Genomic DNA, 18,427 nt, shown 5'->3' with positions numbered 1-18,427 from the left:
AAATTCAGGGGAAGGCGGCCTCTGCCCCTCAGCTCGTCAACTTATGGCTGCACTTCGAGATTGGGCTGCGATGCCTCCGCGACCGCAAGCGCCGCCATGTTGACGACACCGCGGGAGGTGACCGACGGCGAAAGGATATGCGCCGGCATGGCCGCGCCCAAAAGGATCGGTCCGACATGCAGCGCGTCGGTCATGTTGCGGACGATGCCGAGCGAGATATTGGCCGCATCGAGGTTCGGGAAGACGAGGAGATTGGCCTCTCCGGTGAGCGAGCTGTTCGGCATGGCGCGCTTGCGCAACACCTCCGAGAGAGCCGAGCCGCCCTGCATTTCGCCGTCGACTTCCAGGTCCGGCGCCCGTTCGCGCACCAGCTTGAGCGCGGCGCGCATCTTCTGGGCGCTTTCCGAATCCCGCGAACCGAAATTCGAATGGCAGATCAGCGCCGCTTTCGGGACGATGCCGAACCGGCGGATCTCTTCTGCGGCGAGAACGGTGATCTCGGCGATCTCCTGCGCGTTCGGATTGTAGTTGACGAACGTGTCGGTGAAGAAGATCGTGCCGCGCTGCGAGATGATCAGGCTGAGGGTCGAGAAGGCGCAGACGCCGGCGCGCTTGCCAATGATCTGCTCCACGTCGCTCAGGTGCTTGTCGTAGCGGCCCTCGACGCCGCAGATCAGCGCATCCGCTTCGCCGCGCTTGACCGAGAGCGCGCCAATGACGGTGTTGTTGGTGCGCACGATGGTTCGCGCAGCTTCCGGGTTGACGCCCTCGCGGCCGACCAGGGCGAAATAGTCGTCCACGTAGTCGCGGTAACGCGGGTCGTCTTCCGGATTGACCACGGCGAAATCGACATTCGGACGGATGCGGATGCCGAAGCGTTTCAGGCGCGCCTCGATGACCGAGGGGCGGCCGATCAGGATCGGGGTGGCGGTCTTTTCCTCGAGCAGGACCTGGGCTGCGCGCAGCACCCGTTCGTCTTCGCCTTCGGCAAAGATGACGCGGTTCTTCTCGGCGCTCTTGGCGGCGTTGAAGATCGGTTTCATGACGAAGCCGGAACGCCAGACGAAGCGGCTCAGCTGATCGAGATAGGCATCGAAATCCTGGATCGGCCGGGCGGCGACGCCGGTCTCGGCGGCAGCCTTGGCGACGGCCGGGGCGATGCGCAGGATGAGGCGCGGATCGAAGGGCGAGGGGATGAGATAGTCCGGGCCGAAGATCGGCGTGTCGCCCGAATAGGCGCGCGCGGCGACGTCGGAGACTTCTTCGCGGGCAAGCGCGGCGATCGCCTTCACGGCCGCCATCTTCATGTCCTCGTTGATCGTCCGGGCGCCGCAATCGAGCGCGCCGCGGAAGATGTACGGGAAGCACAGCACATTGTTGACCTGGTTCGGGAAATCCGAGCGTCCGGTACAGATCATCGCGTCGGGCCGGGCGGCGCGGGCAAGCTCGGGCATGATTTCCGGCGTCGGGTTGGCGAGCGCCATGATCAGCGGCTTTTCCGCCATCTGGGCGAGCAGCTCGGGCTTCAGCACGCCGGCGGCCGAGAGACCGAGGAAGACGTCGGCGCCGCCGATGCTGTCGGCAAGCACGCGCTTGTCGCTCTTCTGCGCATAGATGGCTTTCCATTCGTCCATGAGCTCGGTCCGGTCCTCATAGACGAGGCCCTCGATATCGTGGACCCAGATATTCTCTTGTCTCGCGCCGAGCGAGACGAGGAGATGCAGGCAGGCGAGCGCCGCCGCACCCGCGCCCGACGTGACGATCTTCACGTCGGCGATGTTCTTGCCGGCAAGCTCCAGCCCGTTCATGATCGCCGCGGCGACGATGATCGCGGTACCGTGCTGGTCGTCGTGGAAGACCGGGATGTTCATCTTTTCGCGCAGCCGGCGTTCCACCTCGAAACATTCCGGCGCCTTGATGTCTTCCAGGTTGATGCCGCCGAAGGTCGGCTCGAGCGCCGACACGGTCGAGACCATCGCGTCGATGCTGTTCGCGTCGATCTCGATGTCGAAGACGTCGATGCCGGCGAATTTCTTGAAGAGGACGGCCTTGCCTTCCATGACGGGCTTGGAGGCCAGCGGACCGATATTGCCGAGGCCGAGCACGGCGGTGCCGTTGGAGATGACGGCGACGAGATTGGCGCGGGCGGTGAAATCGGCGGCGGCATCCGGATTGTCCCGGATCGCCAGACAGGGTGCGGCGACGCCCGGCGAATAGGCGAGCGCCAGGTCGCGCTGGTTGCCGAGCGGCTTGGTCGCCTGGATCTCAAGCTTGCCCGGGCGCGGATAGCGATGGAAGAACAGCGCCTGTTCGTCGAGATCGCCGCTCACCGGCACGGTGGACGATTTCGGTTTTTCCTGGGCGTTCATGGTCCCTCCTGGCACTTCTTTTCTGTCTTGCTGGGTCGAAAGGCGAGCGTCCCTCATTACATCAATCGACCGGATGCGACAGCAGCTAATTTGCGGTCGTGGCGGAAATTGGAGCATGGCGAATAGTCGCGGAGACGGCTTTTCCCTTGGCCTGTCATCATCCTGAAACACGAGTCTGGTTTTGAAAATCGCAGAAGCGGCAGCGAAAGGACGACTTCGTGACCGGTGAAATGGAAACAAGGCATTTCAGAACGCTCTTCATTTCGGACGTGCATCTGGGCTCCAAAGCCGCCCGAACCGACTTCCTTCTCGACTTTCTGCGCTATCACGAAGCCGACACCATGTTTCTGGTCGGTGATATCGTCGACGGCTGGCGCCTGAAGCGCAACTGGTATTGGCCGCAGGGCTGCAACGACGTCGTCCAGAAGCTCCTGCGCAAGGCGCGCAAGGGCACACGCATCGTCTACATCCCCGGCAATCACGACGAATTCCTGCGCTCCTTTCCCGGCACGCATTTCGGCGGCATCGAAGTGGCCGAACGCGCAACCTACGAAATGGCCGACGGCAAGAAATACCTGATCCTGCACGGCGACGAGTTCGACGTCGTTGTGCGCAATGCCCGCCTCCTCGCCTATCTCGGCGATTGGGCCTACGATGCCGCGATCGTCATCAATGTCGGCCTTGCCGCGATCCGCCGCCGCCTCGGCATGCCCTATTGGTCCTTCTCCGCCTGGGCGAAGCTGCAGGTCAAGCATGCGGTCAACTTCATCGGCGAATTCCAGCGTGTCGTGGCCGAGGAGGCCCGCCGCAACAATGTCGACGGCGTGATCTGCGGCCATATCCACCATGCCGTGATGGAGGACATGGACGGCATTCACTATGTCAACACGGGCGACTGGGTGGAGAGCTGCACGGCAATCGCCGAGCACCATGACGGGACGCTCGAGATGATCTCCTGGCAGAGGATCGGCACGACAGCCGAGATCAAGGCGCTGCCGAAGCCGCAGAACGTCGAGGACATGCAGGCCGCCTGACAGGGTGGCTGTGTGTATCCGGGGTAATCCTGCAGGACGGCTATTTCTTGCCATAGGCAGGGCCGGGGTCCTGTGTTAGGTAAGCTGAAAGTTTCGGCAACCTACCCGTGAAATCGTGATTCCTGCACATGCGGCGCCTTCGGCGCCCCGGTTCTTTCAACTGCGCTGCGCGCTCGCTTATGGCGCGCCGTTGGGGGTGAACGGCGTCATCCTGCCTTACCTGCCGGTCTGGCTCGACGGACTTGCTTTCACGGAATTCGAGATCGGCGTGGTTCTCGCCGTGCAGATGATTCTCCGCGTGCTCGCGGCGCCGACGGCCGGACTCTTCGCCGACCGGTTGACGGAGCGGACCTTGGTGCTCGCCTGGTCGGGTGCCCTGTCGCTGCTGACGGCGTTCGCCATGTTCTTCGCACGCGATTTCTGGCCGCTGCTGATCGTCATCGCCGTTCAGGCGGCGGTTTTCGCGCCCTATGCGCCGATCGTCGAATCGATCGCGGTGACCGGCGTCCGGCGCTGGGGCTTTCAATATGGATCGATGCGCGTCTGGGGTTCGATCGGCTTCGTGGCGGCAGCGCTCGCCGTCGGCGAATTGCGCGGCATCTGGGGCGGGCACGTCATCCCGCCGGCGCTGGCGATCGGTTTTCTGTTGACCATCGCCGCGGCCTTCGCGGCACCCAGGCTCGGCCGGGCAGTGATCGTGCCCGCTGCCGACAAGGGACTGCAGCCGAGCGCGCTGCGGCGGATCGACCTGCACGTGCTGATGATCGGCGCCTCGGTGATCCAGGCAAGCCACGGCATGTTCTACACGTTCGGCGCCATTCATTGGCAGCAGGTCGGCTTCTCCAGCGGTTCGATCGGTATCCTTTGGAGCATGGCGGTCATCGCCGAGATCATGGTCTTCTTCGCGGCGGGCTGGATCGCCAGGCGCGTTCCGCCCTGGACGCTGATGCGGATCGGCTGCGCGGTGGCGGTGCTGCGCTGGACGCTGTTTCCCATGCCGCTCGGCTTCTGGGGATATCTGGCGCTGCAGTTGACCCATGCCTTCACCTTTGCCTTCGTGCATATCGGGCTGCAGCACCGGCTGGTGGAATCCGTTCGGGAGGACCAGGAATCTTCCATGCAGGGTGCCTATGTCTTCTACAACGGCGTCTTCCTGGCGCTTTCGACCTTCCTCTCCGGCTTGATCTACCGCGAATTCGGACCGGCGAGCTATGTCGCCATGTCGGTCGTGGCGCTTGTCGGCCTTGCGATCATCGCGCTTGCGGCCCGGCTTCAGCCCCAGAGGCTGGGCGCCGGAGGATGGACGAGCGAACCTTCGTAATAGAGTCCGCCCGGCCGGTCGCGGGCCAGCAGCAGCGGTCCGTCGAGATCCGCGTAATCCGCATCCTGCGCAAGCAGCACTGCCGGCGCCATGGCAAGCGAGGAGCCGACCATGCAGCCGATCATCACGGCAAACCCGAGCCGCTGCGCTTCCGCCTTCATCGCGAGCGCCTCCGTGAGCCCGCCGGTCTTGTCGAGCTTGATGTTGACGGCGTCGTAGCGGTCGCGAAGGCTGGCCAGGTCCTTGGTGGCATGCACGCTTTCATCGGCGCAGACCGAGACCAGGTGCCGGACGCCGGCAAGTGCCGCATCCTTGCCGGCGGGCAGCGGCTGTTCGATCAGCGATACGTTGGCTTCGGCCGCGACGGCCATATGACGGGCAAGGTTCTCCTCGGTCCATCCTTCATTGGCATCGATGATGATGCGGCAATCCGGAGCGGCTTCCCGGACGGCGCGCAGGCGGGCTTCGTCATTGTCCGTGCCGAGCTTGATCTTGAGAAGCGGGCGCTGCGCATTCCTGCGGGCTTCGGCGGCCATGGCCTCCGGCTCGCCGAGCGACAGCGTAAACGCAGTGACGAAGGGCCTCAGGCTTGTCGCGCCGATGACGTCGGCAACGCTGCGGCCGCCGCGCTTGGCTTCCAGGTCCCACAAGGCGCAATCGACGGCGTTTCGGGCGGATCCCGGCTTCATCCGCGCCTGCAGATCTTCGCGCGTCAGGCCGTCGCGAATCGCGTCGGCGATGGAGCGGATTTCCGTCATGACGCCGTCCATGGTTTCGCCGTAGCGTCTGTAAGGCACGCATTCGCCGCGGCCGGAAACGCCGTTTTCACGGATAATGCAGGTGATGACCTCCGCTTCCGTCTTGGAACCGCGCGAAATCGTGAACGTGCCGGCGATCGGGAAGGTCTCTATTGTGGCTTCAAGGTGACGGACCATGCTTTTACGTGTCCCGTTGTGGCAAATCCCTATGAGGCGGCTATATTGCCGGTCTCGAAAAAGACGATCAACCGCATCACATTGAAATTGTAAGCGCGAAAGAAAACCGTGGCGTCGAAGTCAGCCCAGATCACAGCCGAGAACATACCGGGCGGCAGCGGTGAGCGCTATGTGCTGGCCGGCGACTGGCGGGGCTCGACGATTTCTCCGATCCTCAAGGATTTCGAGCGGCTTGAACGGGCTCGGGGGCAGGGCAGGCTGGAGATCGATCTTTCCGGCATAGCGGGTATCGACACCGCCGGCGCCTGGCTGATCCGCAGGCTTCTGACCGCCAAGAGCGAGCAGGGCCGGGAACCGGTGCTGACGGGCGGCGACGGGCCTATTCAGGAACTGGTCGGCGTGCTGCCGGAAAAGGCCCCGGCGCCGCCTGACGATGGCGGCGCGAAGGGCACGCTGTTCGAACGGCTTTTCGCGCCGATCGGCAAGATCATGGTGGGGCTTGGCGGCGATTTCTATGCGGCCATGCACATTCTCGGTTCAGCGGTTCGGGGCGCGCAGATGAAGCTCGGCCGCGGCGCGGGCGTCTCGCCGGCTTCGGTGGTCACCCATATCGACCGCATGGGCGTGCGCGCCGTGCCGATCATCGTGCTGATGTCCTTCCTGATCGGCGCGATCATCGCCCAGCAGGGTGCTTTCCAGCTCCGCTATTTCGGCGCTGAAATCTTCGTCGTCGATCTGGTCGGCATCCTGCAATTGCGTGAGATCGGCGTGCTTTTGACCGCGATCATGATTGCCGGCCGGTCTGGAAGCGCGATCACCGCGGAGATCGGCTCCATGAAGATGCGCGAGGAAATCGACGCGCTGACCGTCATCGGTCTCAATCCGGTGGGCGTGCTGATCTTCCCCCGCCTCGTGGCGCTGACGGTTGCGCTGCCGCTGCTCACTATCGTCGCCAATTTTGCGGCGCTCGCCGGGGCGGCGGTCGTCGCCTGGGCCTATTCCGGCATCACCTTCGAAACCTACCTCTCGCGGCTGCACGAGGCGATCGATCACACTTCCGTCGCGTCGGGCATGATCAAGGCGCCGTTCATGGCGCTCTGCATCGGCATCGTCGCGGCGGTCGAAGGCATGAAGGTCGGCGGCAGCGCCGAATCGCTCGGCCAACACGTCACGACCTCCGTGGTGAAGGCGATCTTCGTCGTCATCCTCATGGATGCGCTTTTCGCCATCTTCTATTCCGCGATCGATTTCTGATGGAGAGCGGTTTGGACGAAGCACCGAAGAGCGAGGCTCAGGATAGGACGAACGGCCGGCAAACCGTGCTGTCGGTGCGCGATCTGACCGTCGGCTTCGGCGACAATCTGGTGCTCGACCGGCTGAACCTCGATGTCTATCGCGGCGAGATCCTGGGCTTCGTCGGCGCTTCCGGCACCGGCAAGTCGGTGCTGATGCGCACCGTTCTCGGCCTCCTGCCGCATCGTTCCGGCACGATCCACATTCTGGGTGCCGATTACGACAAGGTGTCGGAAGGGGAGCGGATGGAGCTCGATACGCGCCTCGGCGTGCTCTTTCAGCACGGCGCCTTGTTTTCGGCGCTGACGGTCAAGGAAAACATCCAGCTTCCGATGCGCGAATATCTCGATCTGCCGCAGTCGTTGATGGACGAACTTGCATATCTCAAAGTCGAGATGGTCGGTCTGCCGCCGGACGCGGCCGACAAATACCCGTCCGAGCTTTCCGGCGGCATGATCAAGCGTGCGGCGCTGGCGCGGGCTCTCGCACTCGACCCGGACCTGGTGTTCCTCGACGAACCGACATCAGGCCTCGACCCGATCGGCGCCGCCGACTTCGATGCCCTGATCGCCAAGCTGCGTGATACGCTGGGCCTGACCGTCTATATGGTAACACACGATCTCGACAGCCTTTTTTCGGTCTGTGACCGTATTGCCGTGCTTGGCCAGAAACGGGTATTGGTGGAAGGCACCCTTGAAGATATGTTCGCCTGTGACGATCCATGGGTTCAGTCCTATTTTCGCGGCAAGCGGGCTCGGTCGGTCGTACTCCCAGAAAAGCAGCCGGCGGCAGAAGTAGAGAAGTGACGTAATCCATGGAAACCAGAGCCAACTACGCCCTCGTCGGTTTCTTCACCCTGCTGGTGATCGCGGCCGCCTTCGGTTTCGTCTATTGGATGGCGCAATCCGGCCGCGGCGGACCGACGGCCGAGCTGGCGATCCGTATCCCGGGTTCGGCAAACGGGTTGTCGGTCGGGTCTCCGGTGCGCTTCAACGGCATTGCCGTCGGTTCGGTTCGCAGCCTCACCATCGACCCGGACGACCCGCGCTATTCGATCGCGTTCACGGAAGTGAGGGCCGATGCCCCCGTCTACCAGTCCACCCAGGCTAGACTGGAAGTGCAGGGTCTGACGGGAGCTGCCTATGTCGAGCTCTCCGGGGGAGCGAAGGGCGAGGAGAACATTCTCCAGAAGTCTCTTGAAACCGGCCGGCCGGCGGTGCTGATTGCCGAACAGTCGAGTGTGACGAACCTGCTTGCGACCGCCGACAAGATCCTCCAGCGAGCAGACGACGCGATCGGCGACATCCAGGGCTTCGTCGCGGATGCGCGAGGACCTTTGACCCAGACGATCCGCAACGTGGAGACCTTCACCTCCGCGCTGGCCCATAATTCCGACAGCATCGACCGGTTCCTGAACAGCCTTTCGACGCTTTCGACGACCATCGACCGCGTTTCCGAAACGCTGAATTCCACGCTTGCGGCAGCCGAGCGGCTGGTCAGTGCGATCGACGCGGAAAAGATCAACGCCGTCGTCGCCAATACGGAGCGCGCCACCCGCAACATCGCCAACGCCTCGGACAATTTCGGCGAACTGGTGACGAACGTGAAGGACGCCGCCGCCAATTTCGAACGGGCGGGCGCACAGGCGCAGAGCGTTCTCGGCCGGGTCGATACGGTGATGAATTCCGTCAATCCGGATCAGGTCAGGACGACCATCGGCAACATTACAGCCGCTTCCGAGGATGCCCGCCAGACTATCAGCTCCGCCCGCGACGTGGTGGACAACTTCGCCCACCGCAAGGAAGACATCGACCGCGCGATCGGCGACTTCACCGAACTGGCGAGGAAGCTCAACGAGGCCTCCAGCCGCGTCGACGGCATTCTCGCCAAGGTCGACGGTCTCGTATCGAGCGACGATTCGCAGGGCCTGTTTGCCGAAGCGCGCCGGACGCTGGAATCCTTCCGGACCGTCGCCGACAACATCAATGCGCGTGTCGGTCCGATCGCCGATAACCTGTCGCGTTTCTCCGCGACCGGGCTCAGGGACATCCAGACACTGGTCAACGATGCACGGCGCACCGTGCAGTCGCTCGACCAGACGATCAACAATTTCGACCAGAACCCGCAGCGGCTGATCTTCGGCGGCGAGACGGTGAAGGAATATGATGGCAGGACACGGCGGTAAGTGGGGCGTTCGGTATTGGAGAGTGGGGGCTTGATGACCGGTTCGGAGTTCTTGGTGCGACGTGCGGCCCGCCGCCCGTTATTGCTCGCGCTGCCGCTCGTCGCAGCGCTTGTGAGCGGTTGCGGCAGCAAGGCGAACAACGATACATTCGATCTGTCGCTGACGCCTTCGGGAGGAGGTCCTTCCGCCCGCAACCGTCAGATTCTGGTGCCGGAACCGACTGCGTTGAAGCAGTTGAACAGCGAGCAGGTCGTCGTGCGCGTGTCGCCTTCGGAAATCCAATATCTCGCCAATTCCCGCTGGGGCGACCGTCTGCCGGCCCTTGTCCAGTCGAAGCTCGTGGAAGCCTTCGAGAATTCCGGCCGGCTCGGCGGCGTCGGCAAGCCGGGGCAGGGCCTTGCGATCGACTATCAGGTGGTGACGGATATCCGCGCCTTCGAGGTGAGCGCCGGCAGCCCGCGGGTGGCGAACGTGGAGATATCGGCAAAGCTTTTGAACGACCGCAACGGCACCGTGCGCGCCCAAGGCGTCTTCAAGGCGACGGCGGCGGTCTCGGGCGCGGAGAACCGCGATTTCATCGAGGCGCTCGACAGGGCCTTCGCCAAGGTCGGCGCGGAGATCGTCGACTGGGCCTTGAAGTCGATGTGATCGCGGCCTTTCCGGTAAACGCAATTCATTTGAAACAAAAAGGCCGCCTGGAAGAGCGGCCTGAGACTGCTGACAAACGGCCACCAAGTTCTCGCGTCATCCTCGGCCTTGTGCCGAGAATCTGCAAGATCAACGGCTTAGATGCTCGGGACGAGCCAGAGCATGACGGCGGAAAGGTAGCGAACCTTTTTCAGCAGACAGAAAGGCCGCCTCGAAGGGCAGCCTTTTTGTCGTGGTGTCTATCCGGTCTCAGCTGAACCGGCCTGCGGCATGGGCGAGCATCGTATAGACCTTGCCCGTGTCCGAGGTGAGGTAGCTCTGCGTCACCGTCTTGTCCCGGTCGGTGCGGGCGACGTCGGCGAGCAGCTTTTCGAAATCGGCGATGTAGCGGTCGACGGCGGTGCGGAATTCCGGCTCCCGGTCGTATTTGCGCTTGATCTCGTCGAAGGTCTGCTGGCCCTTCAGCGTGTAAAGGCGACGGGTGAAGACGTCGCGCTCACCGCGCTGGTAGCGGCGCCACAGATCGACCGACGCGTCGTGATCGATGGCGCGGGCGATATCGACCGAGAGCGAATTCAGCGATTCCACCATATGGCGCGGATTGCGGTTGTCGCCATTGCTGCGCGGCGCGGAGGCCGGTTCGGCCGGACGCGCCGGCTGCGGCTGGCGGGCCGCCGGAGCATTGCCGAATTCGTCGCGGGAGGCGCCGCGCAGGAGATTGCTGATCCAGCCTTCGTCGCCGGCATTACCGCCGCGCGGCGCCGGTTCCTGAGAACGCGCGGCCGGTGCCGGAGTCTGCCGGTCAAGCGGCAGCGTGCCCCGCAGCGAGCCGGATGCGTACGGATCGCTGCGCGGAGCGGCCGGAGCCGGCTGCTGGATCGCAGCGGCAGCGGGAGGCTGCGGGCGCGCAGGGGCTGGCTGGGGTGCCGGGGCGGGACGGCTGGCCGACGCTTCGGAGACTTCGAAGTTCTGCGTCGAGCGGCCCACCAGGGCGGAAATATCCTGGAGCGCCCTGATCTGCTCGGCGACCGCGCGGCGCATGGCGGCGGCACTTTCCTTGGCCTCTTCCGGAAGGTCGAACGCACCCCGCTTGAGTTCGGAACGGGTCGCATCGAGTTCCCGGCGGATGTCCTGCGCGGAGCGGCGGATCTCCTCGGTCGCACCCGAGAAGCGATTGATGGCTTCGTCGACCGATTCGCGCAGCGTCTCGCGAAGCTGTTCGGCCGCGCTGCCGGAGCGATTGGCCGTATCCGACAGCAGCCGCTCGACGTCCCCGAGCGATGCGGCAATGCTGCTGCGCATGCGCTCGGAAATCTCGCGGGTACGCTTCTCGGCTTCGGAAAGCGTCGTCTCGATGGCCTGGTTGGCGTCGCTGCCGGCACCGATGAGGGCGTTGCGCATCGCATCCGCGGTGGCCTCTGCGCGGTGCTGGGTCTCCCCGAGCGTCCGGCCGATGTCCGCAAACGAAGCGTGAAGGCTTTCGCGCAGGCGCGAACCCACCTGCAGGGAACGTTCCTCGGCCCGTTCGAAGGCGCCGTCGACGAGGCTCGTCAGGCTGCGCATGGTCGCTTCGATTTCCTCGGAACGGTTGACCAGGCCGGTGGACAGATTGCGCAGCGCGCTCTGCCGTTCGTCCAGCGTGCTGACAAGGTTGGACTGGGCGGCGCCCAGGAGGTCGGAAGCTTCGGCAAGTACCCGGGAATGCTCGTCGAATCGGCCGACGATGCTGCCGACCTGATCGAGCGTCTGGCTGAAGACATCCGACATCCGGTCGATATTGGTCTCCAGCACGCGGGTCGAGCCGGAGACGATATCGGCCGCATGCGTGGCCGATTGCGCGAAGCGGTTGGCAGTGGAGCCAAGCTTGCGGTCGGCTTCCGCCAGATGCTCTGCGACGACATCCGCCGTGCTGCTGATCTCCCGCGTCGATTGCTCGACCAGCGATGCGATGTTGGAATTGCTTTCCGCCAGCTTGTCGATGAGGCTGTTCACCGCAACGGACAGGCCCTGCTCGACATAGCGCATCGTGCCGGCGGCATTTTCCGTCCGTTGGCTGATCGCGGCAAGCGTATCGTTCGTGCGGGCCGCGATCGCATCGATGAGGGCCGAATTCTCGTCGCGGATGCGCGCGCTCGTTTCATCCGCGGTGGCGGAGAGCCGTTCGGCGCCCTGCTGCGCGGCGGTCGTGATCTGCTCGACGGCAATGCGGCCGGCTTCGGTATATTCCTCGATGATCGGTTTCGCCTTTTCGTCGAGAAGGCGCGACAGTTCCGCCGAACGGCTGGCGAGGACGGAATTCAGGTCGCGGGCGCGGTTGTCGAGGGCCGAACGGATTGCCTCGCCGCGCGCGGCGAGCGCACGGTCGACGGCGTCCATCGCATTGTCGAGCTGGTTTGCCGTGTCGGAAAGCGTGGTGCGGATATCGTCGCCACGGGCGCCGAGTGCCTTCTGCGCATCATCGAGGGCTTCGGAAATCGCCGTCACCTGCTGCTTCACGAGGCTGTCGGCCTCCGCCACCTTCTTGACGATGGCATTGCCTGCCTCGGAGAAGGCTTGCGCAACGGTTGCCGCCTGACCGGCGAGCCGGTTCTGCGTTTCCGAAATCCGGCCGACGATCTGAGTGGAGCGTTCCTCGATCGCCTTGGTGAATTCGCTGTTGCGGTTGGCGAGTTCCTGGGTGAATTCGGCGCCGGCACGGGCAAGCACTTCCGCAGAGCGGGTGGCTTCGCTGTCCATGTTCTGGGCCGCGGCGCTGACGGCTTCGCGCAGCGTCGTGGCGAGGCCGACGGCCTTGCCTTCCATGGTTTTCGTGACGTTGTCGAGGCCGATCGTCAGCGCGCGATCAATGGTGCCGAGCCGTTCCTCAATCCGCGCCGTGCGGCTGTCCATGGTCTCGGCGATGCGGTCGGAGGCTTCGCCGGCGACACGCTCCAATTCGGCCGTGCGGTCGCCAAGCGTGCTGGAAAGATTGGCGCCGGCTTCGTTGACAAGCTGGGTGGCGCCGAGAATCTCGTCGCGGATGCGGCCTTCAAGCCCGCCGAACGTGGATTCGATCCGGCTGCCGGTTTCTTCGAGCGCTCCCTGGACGCCGCCCACGGTTTCCCGGATGCGGTTGGAGAAAGAGTCTGCCGAGCGGCCGATCTCCCCGGCGGCATTGGAAAGCTGGGTGGCGAGCGTGCCGACATTCTCGCGCAGACGTTCTTCCAGCGACTGGCCGGCCGAATCGATGGCGCCGCGCAATGCGCTCTGCTGGTTCTCGAGCGACATTTCCAGCATGCCGGCGCTTGCGGCGATGGTGGTGCCGAGCGACGTCGCCTGATCCTGCATCAGGTTGTCGATCTGGCTGTGTGCTTCACCCAGCGTCTCGGCGATCTTGCTGGTGCGCTCTTCGAGCGTGTCGCGAATCTGCTCGTAGCCGGAGCCCAGCGTGGTTTCCATCTGCTGGTGACCGAGACCGATCGTTGCGGCCATGCGTTCCTGGCTGGTGCCGAGCACGGTCTCCATCCGCTCCAGGCCGCTGGCCATGTCGGTTTCGAAGCGTTGCGTACCGTCCGAAAGCGCGCTTTCGATCCGGCCGGCTGCGCCGCCGACGGCCTGTTCCAGGCGTTCGCTGCCGTTTTCGAGAATGCGCGAGAGTTCGGCGGTGCGGTTCTCGAGCGAGAGGTCGAGATTGAGCTGGTTGTCGGCATAGGCGCTGCGGATGGCTTCCGCCCGCGCCGCGAAGGATTGTTCGATGCGGCTGTCCGCATCGGAAAGGGTATTGGCGAATGCCGTCGCCTTCTCGTCCAGCATGCCGGAGAGGCGGTCCTCGCTGAGCGCGAAGGTCGTGGCGATTTCCATCGACTTGTCGTCGAGGATTTCAGCAAGCTTGTCGCGATTGGTATTCAGCGCCTCATGGATTTCCGACGTGCGGCGGCCGAGATCGCCGCTGATGCGTTCTTCGGTCTCCGAAAACGCCCGGGTGATGGATTCCGCCTTTTCGTCCAGCATGCCGGTGAGGCGGTCCTCGCCGAGCGCGAAGGAGGTCGCAAGCTCCATCGACTTGTCCTGGAGGACTTCGGAAATCCGCTCGCGATTGGCATCCAGCGATGCCTGCATCTCCGAGACATGCCGGCCGAGATCGCTGCTGATGCGCTGCTCGCCGTCCGAAAGCGTCTTGGCGATACGCTCCGATCTTTCGTCGAACACGCCGGCGAGGCGTTCCGGCACGTTGGACATGAGCGTGTCGAGCGCGGCCGTCTTCTGGCTCAGCACTTCGGTCAGGTGGTCGTGGCTGCCGGAGAGCGCGGAGATGATGGCGCCGGAGCGGATCGCCAGTCCCTGTTCGAACCTGGTCTGGCTTTCCGAAAGCGTGCCGAGCAGGCCGCTGCTGTGCTCGCTAAGCGTGTCGCTGATCTTGCGGTGGGCGTTTGCGAGGCCTTCGTGAAGCTCGCCGTTGTGCTCGGCGAGCGTGCCGCTGATCTTGCGGTGGGCGTCCGCAAGCCCGTCATGCAGCTCGCTGGTGCGGGATGCGAGCACGTCCTGGATCTCGGCGGTACGGAACGCAAGCGCATCCTGGATTTCGCCGCTGCGGGCTGCCAGCGCATCGGAAAGCTCCTGCGAACGGCCTTCGAGCATCGAATCGAGCACTTCCTGACTGGTCCCGAGTGTCGTCGCGAGCGAAAGCGACTGGTCGGTCAGCGAGGAGCTGATGCGTTCGATGCTGGAGCTGAGAATGTTCTCGATCGATTCCGACCCGCTCGCGACGGTCTCGTTGATGCGGGCAAGGCTGTCCATCAGCTTGCTGTCGAGCGTGCCGGCGCGCTGGTCGAAAGCCGAGGTGAACTGCGAAATGCTGTCGTCGAACGTCGTGCTGAGCTGGCCGACGGTCGCCTGCAGGCGCTCCTCGAAGAAGCCGGACCGCATGTCGAGATCCATGACCACGTCGTCGACGGTCGTCTGCAGGCTCTGGCGGAACGACGAGCTCTTGTCATCGAGCGAGCTGTTGAGCGCCGCGAGGATGCCGTCGAGCGAGCCAGTGAGGGTCCTTTCGCTGTTGGTAAGGCCTTCGGTGATTTCGCGCGTGCGGGCAAGCAGGGTTTCGTTGAGCTGACGGGTGCGGTCCGCGAGCGCCGCGTTCAGCTTTTCCGTATTGGCGTCGAGCGTGGAGGCGCGGGTCTGGAACTCGTTGAGAAGCGCTTCGCCGCGCTGCGAGAGGACCGAGGTGATCGTGTCCATCCGCTCGTCGAATTCGTGGGCGAGGGCGAAACCGGCGGAGTTCAGGGTCTGCAGCAGGTTTTCCGACTTCGCGGTCAGAAGCGAACCGAGCGCTTCGCCGGCTGCATTGGACTTTTCCATCAGCGTGGCGGCACGGGTCTCGATCATCGAGGCGAAGGCTTCGCCGGAGGTCGCAAGACGGACGGAAATCTCTTCGGTCGCCAGCGACAGCTCCTCCTTGAGCTGGTCGTGGGCGCCGACGATCGAGGAACGGATGCGCTCGGCGTGGTTGACGATCGCGTCGCGCTCGGAGCCGAGTTCCTGCACCAGGCCGCGCACGCGCAATTCGTTGTCGGTGAAGCTGCGCTCGAGCGCATTGACTTCCGAATGCACGAGCGTTTCGAGTTCGGCGGCGCGCGCGATGGTCCGCTCGATGCCTTCGTTCATGGCGGAGACTTCGCGGCGCACGGCCTGGCCGACGCTCATGATCCGCTCGGAAGCGATGGTCTCCGGTTCGGAGAGGCGAAGCGCCACTTCGGCCATGGAGCGCGCTGCGTTTCTGAGGTCCTGGGCGCGGGCCATCATGATCGCGAAGGCGAAGAACAGCATGATCGGCACGAGAATGCCGACCGCGAGCGCGACGATGCCGGGGGCCGCAAGCACGCCTTCGACGGAGGTGATCTGCCAGAGCTGGCTGCCGTAGATGAGCTGCCCGAGCCCGATGCCGGCAATGGCCCAGAGAATGGAGATGATGACGGCGTTGCGGATGGCGGAGCGTATCGTGCCGCCCTCCAGCGTCCGCAGCATGGCGGTGGTCGAGCGCCGGCCGGGGTCGTTGGCGGGCTGGAAGGCCTGCGTCCTTGCGGCGCTCTCGGAAGCGGCCGATCTTTGGGATTCGGCTGAACCGTCCTGAGGCTGCGTGGAAGTTTGACGCGGCTGGGATGTGTCTGACACTCTGGCCTCCGAGGCATGGGGCACGGATCGGGGACGCGGCTGCTCGTCGTTGAAATTGATCTTCAGAGCATCTTCCAACGCCTGGAAAGCCGTTTCGTCGATCGATTCGCTGGTGGTTTTCTTCGCCATGCGGTTACGCCTCGTTACATACTCGCCCGGCCATCCCCCATCCAACATTCTGCCGCCCGCAGATCGAAAGAAGGGATACTGCCTGCCGGAATCCGCCTTCCGCACTGGAATTCGGAATTTCCCATTCACTTTCAGGTCGGCCCCGTTCTTTCAAACGGATGATAATGAAAACTTACCAACCTGCCATCCGCGGCAAAAGGAGAATATTCCTCGCCACCTTAGTCGTACTGTAGTGGCACATTCGGCCATCCCGTACAATTAAAACGCCCCCCTGCGACCGGAGGCGCGAAATGTTGTTAACAGAATTTAAACCATGAGAAGGTGCAAAAGTCCTAAAATCCCGGGAGCTTAGCAGAAATTAACCATATGGGAAGATTCCGGCCCCGATTGTGCCGGAATTTAACGGGATAGCCGAGGCTGCCCCGCACAATTCGGGACAGAATAACAATAGGGAAAACAGGTTCATGGCAATGGCAGCGGTCAGTATCGCATTCGAAGCTCCCGAAAATTCCCGGGGCGCTTGCCCCTCCCAATCCCGTCCTATCGATCTCGTCCACCTCGCCTCCCAGACCATGGGGGACAAGGGGCTGGAAATCGAGGTGCTGCAGATGTTCGCCCGCCAGGCGCGCCGGGCTCTGCAGGATATGACCGTCGCCGATGCCGCCGCGGTCGTCGCTGCCGCCCACAGGCTGAAAGGTGCAGCCGGTTCGGTCGGCGCCTTCAAGGTTTCGGCCGCCGCCGAGCGGCTCGAAGCCAACGGCGGGGACGCGACCCTGCGCGCGGCCGTCGGCGCCGCCGTCATCGAAGCGGAAAACTTCATCAATAAGCTCTGCCGCTAAAGGCATTAGTTTTTGGCTCGGGGCGCTCGCGGAACAGTCTGCGACGCCTGAAAATGTTGACTGCGCCGGGGTTTTATTGGAAGACAGCGCGCTTAAATAAGCCGTAACCCTTCAACATCCCGGATTTCCAACATCATGACGAAACTGACCATCGTTGCCTTCGACGGAACGCGCTTCGACATCGAGGCTGAGCCCGGCTCCACCGTGATGGAGAACGCGGTTCGCAATTCCGTCCCCGGCATCGAGGCCGAATGCGGCGGCGCCTGCGCCTGTGCCACCTGTCACGTCTATGTCGACGAGGCCTGGACCGAGAAAGTCGGCCCGCCGGCTCCCATGGAGGAGGACATGCTCGACTTCGCCTTCGAGGTGAAGCCGAATTCGCGTCTATCCTGTCAGATCAAGGTGAAGCCCGAACTCGACGGGCTGGTGGTCAACGTTCCCGAGCGGCAGGCCTGATCCTTTATTCAGGTTGCAGCAAAAAAGTGCCTCGCTGCCCGAACGGGAAGCGAGGCAAGGCGGGCGCATCACCATCAGGCGAGGGAGGAGACACCTGCGGCTTGAGGACGCGCCAGGAGAACTCGGGAACGCACGAATATACTCAGGAACCCCCGGAAGCGGCTGCGTGCGACGCATCGGCCGGAGCTGGAAAAGCATGCCGGTCTCCCGGTCTTCCGTCTTTTCCACCCCCTCTCGGAGCGTCTGCAGCCAAGCTGTCTTAGCTTTTATCCGAGAATCATATTTTAGACCATCACCATAAACCATCGGCGATGGGCGGGACAATGCCCGCCCCTTATAAGGCGGCAATCAGGCGTCTCTTCTTGTGGAGAAGCGGTCAGTAGCCCTTGCGGCTCATGCGGTATTGCAGGAGCCGCATCATGCGGGCGTCGAAATTCGCCGCTTCGATCTGATCGAAACGCAATTGCTCGCGATCGTGGCTTTCAAGGATCCGGCGCGTCGTTTCCGACACCTGTTTTTCGAGGGCGTCGCAGCTTTTGCTGGAGCCGAGCGCAAGCAGTGCCCGTTCGAGCTGGCGGGCATGGTTGCGGGCGATCTCCGCGTGCCGCTCCTCATGCCGCTTGATATCGGTGGACAGCGTGTCCCAGATGAACCGGATATCCGCCGTGGCGCGGCCGCGATTGTTCCAGCGCGGCAGGATGATGTGCGTCCGCAGCGTGACGCGTGCCCCGCCGACCGAGCAGCGTCCGCCGCGTTCCACGTAGGTGACGTCGCCGCCGAACTTGATCTCGGTCGCGCCGGGATGGCGATGGCCGGTCGCGCGGGTCATCGGCCCGTGCTTTTCCAGCTCCTTGTCGAGATCTTCCGCCGTGCGGCCGCCGATCCGGAAATATGAATAGGTCTTGGTGATGACGGGCTCGGCCGAGGCCATTGCCGGGATCACGCAGAGGAGAAGAATTGCACCGAAAAACCGGCGGACTCTGCGCATAAAGAACATTATCAGGCCTGCGACGTTGAACTTGGGTGGAGCTTGGGGCATAGCCAACCGGAGCGCAACACAAAGGCATG

General features: G+C 63.6%; 12 protein-coding genes. 8 read left to right on the top strand and 4 right to left on the bottom strand.

Features of this window, described 5'->3' with window-relative positions:
- Positions 1 to 41 precede the first annotated feature (41 nt).
- Entirely contained in the window at positions 42 to 2,369 is a 2,328-nt protein-coding gene (locus ACMGE0_RS18380) for an NADP-dependent malic enzyme (protein ID WP_436817317.1), read from the bottom strand.
- A gap of 230 nt (positions 2,370 to 2,599) precedes the next feature.
- Here ACMGE0_RS18380 and ACMGE0_RS18375 point away from each other — a divergent pair, with 230 nt between their 5' ends.
- Complete coding sequence (locus ACMGE0_RS18375) at positions 2,600 to 3,403, top strand: UDP-2,3-diacylglucosamine diphosphatase (protein WP_436817385.1); 804 nt, start codon at positions 2,600 to 2,602, stop codon at positions 3,401 to 3,403.
- Between the two features lie 115 nt (positions 3,404 to 3,518).
- A complete protein-coding gene (locus ACMGE0_RS18370) occupies positions 3,519 to 4,724 on the top strand; it encodes an MFS transporter (RefSeq protein WP_436817316.1) in 1,206 nt (401 codons plus the stop codon).
- Here the strand turns inward: ACMGE0_RS18370 and dgcA are convergent.
- Positions 4,676 to 5,659, bottom strand: coding sequence for an N-acetyl-D-Glu racemase DgcA (dgcA, locus tag ACMGE0_RS18365; protein WP_436817315.1), 984 nt, complete (start codon positions 5,657 to 5,659; stop codon positions 4,676 to 4,678). The genes ACMGE0_RS18370 and dgcA overlap by 49 nt on opposite strands.
- A gap of 108 nt (positions 5,660 to 5,767) precedes the next feature.
- Between dgcA and ACMGE0_RS18360 the strand changes: the two genes are divergently transcribed.
- The 4 genes from ACMGE0_RS18360 to ACMGE0_RS18345 are packed head-to-tail and all read left to right on the top strand — an operon-like array spanning position 5,768 to position 9,785.
- Positions 5,768 to 6,913, top strand: coding sequence for an ABC transporter permease (locus tag ACMGE0_RS18360; RefSeq protein ID WP_436817314.1), 1,146 nt, complete (start codon positions 5,768 to 5,770; stop codon positions 6,911 to 6,913).
- Positions 6,913 to 7,758, top strand: coding sequence for an ABC transporter ATP-binding protein (locus ACMGE0_RS18355; protein WP_436817313.1), 846 nt, complete (start codon positions 6,913 to 6,915; stop codon positions 7,756 to 7,758). Before ACMGE0_RS18360 ends, ACMGE0_RS18355 begins: the two co-directional genes overlap by 1 nt.
- Positions 7,759 to 7,766: 8 nt before the next feature.
- Entirely contained in the window at positions 7,767 to 9,137 is a 1,371-nt protein-coding gene (locus ACMGE0_RS18350; RefSeq protein WP_436817312.1) for an MlaD family protein, read from the top strand.
- Positions 9,138 to 9,170: 33 nt separating this feature from the next.
- On the top strand, positions 9,171 to 9,785 hold the full coding sequence (locus ACMGE0_RS18345; protein WP_436817311.1) for an ABC-type transport auxiliary lipoprotein family protein: 615 nt from the start codon (positions 9,171 to 9,173) through the stop codon (positions 9,783 to 9,785).
- A gap of 249 nt (positions 9,786 to 10,034) precedes the next feature.
- Here the strand turns inward: ACMGE0_RS18345 and ACMGE0_RS18340 are convergent, their stop codons facing one another.
- Positions 10,035 to 16,064, bottom strand: a complete 6,030-nt coding sequence (locus ACMGE0_RS18340; protein ID WP_436817310.1) for an apolipoprotein A-IV repeat region-like domain-containing protein — start codon at positions 16,062 to 16,064, stop codon at positions 10,035 to 10,037.
- Positions 16,065 to 16,534: 470 nt separating this feature from the next.
- On the opposite strand from ACMGE0_RS18340, the gene ACMGE0_RS18335 reads away from it, so the two are divergent.
- The gene (locus ACMGE0_RS18335) at positions 16,535 to 16,903 is read left to right on the top strand and encodes an Hpt domain-containing protein (protein WP_436817384.1); all 369 of its coding nucleotides are present in this window, start codon (positions 16,535 to 16,537) and stop codon (positions 16,901 to 16,903) included.
- 135 nt (positions 16,904 to 17,038) lie between these two features.
- Complete coding sequence (locus ACMGE0_RS18330) at positions 17,039 to 17,359, top strand: 2Fe-2S iron-sulfur cluster-binding protein (RefSeq protein WP_085424336.1); 321 nt, start codon at positions 17,039 to 17,041, stop codon at positions 17,357 to 17,359.
- 376 nt (positions 17,360 to 17,735) lie between these two features.
- Here ACMGE0_RS18330 and ACMGE0_RS18325 read toward each other — a convergent pair whose 3' ends face one another.
- Positions 17,736 to 18,290, bottom strand: a complete 555-nt coding sequence (locus ACMGE0_RS18325) for a DUF922 domain-containing Zn-dependent protease (RefSeq protein ID WP_436817309.1) — start codon at positions 18,288 to 18,290, stop codon at positions 17,736 to 17,738.
- Between the last annotated feature and the right edge of the window lie 137 nt (positions 18,291 to 18,427).

The organism is Neorhizobium descurainiae, assembly GCF_051400715.1.
Taxonomy (GTDB): Bacteria; Pseudomonadota; Alphaproteobacteria; order Rhizobiales; family Rhizobiaceae; genus Neorhizobium.
The sequence above is the reverse complement of the archived record's forward strand: the minus strand, read 5'-3'. Positions and strand labels throughout refer to the sequence as shown.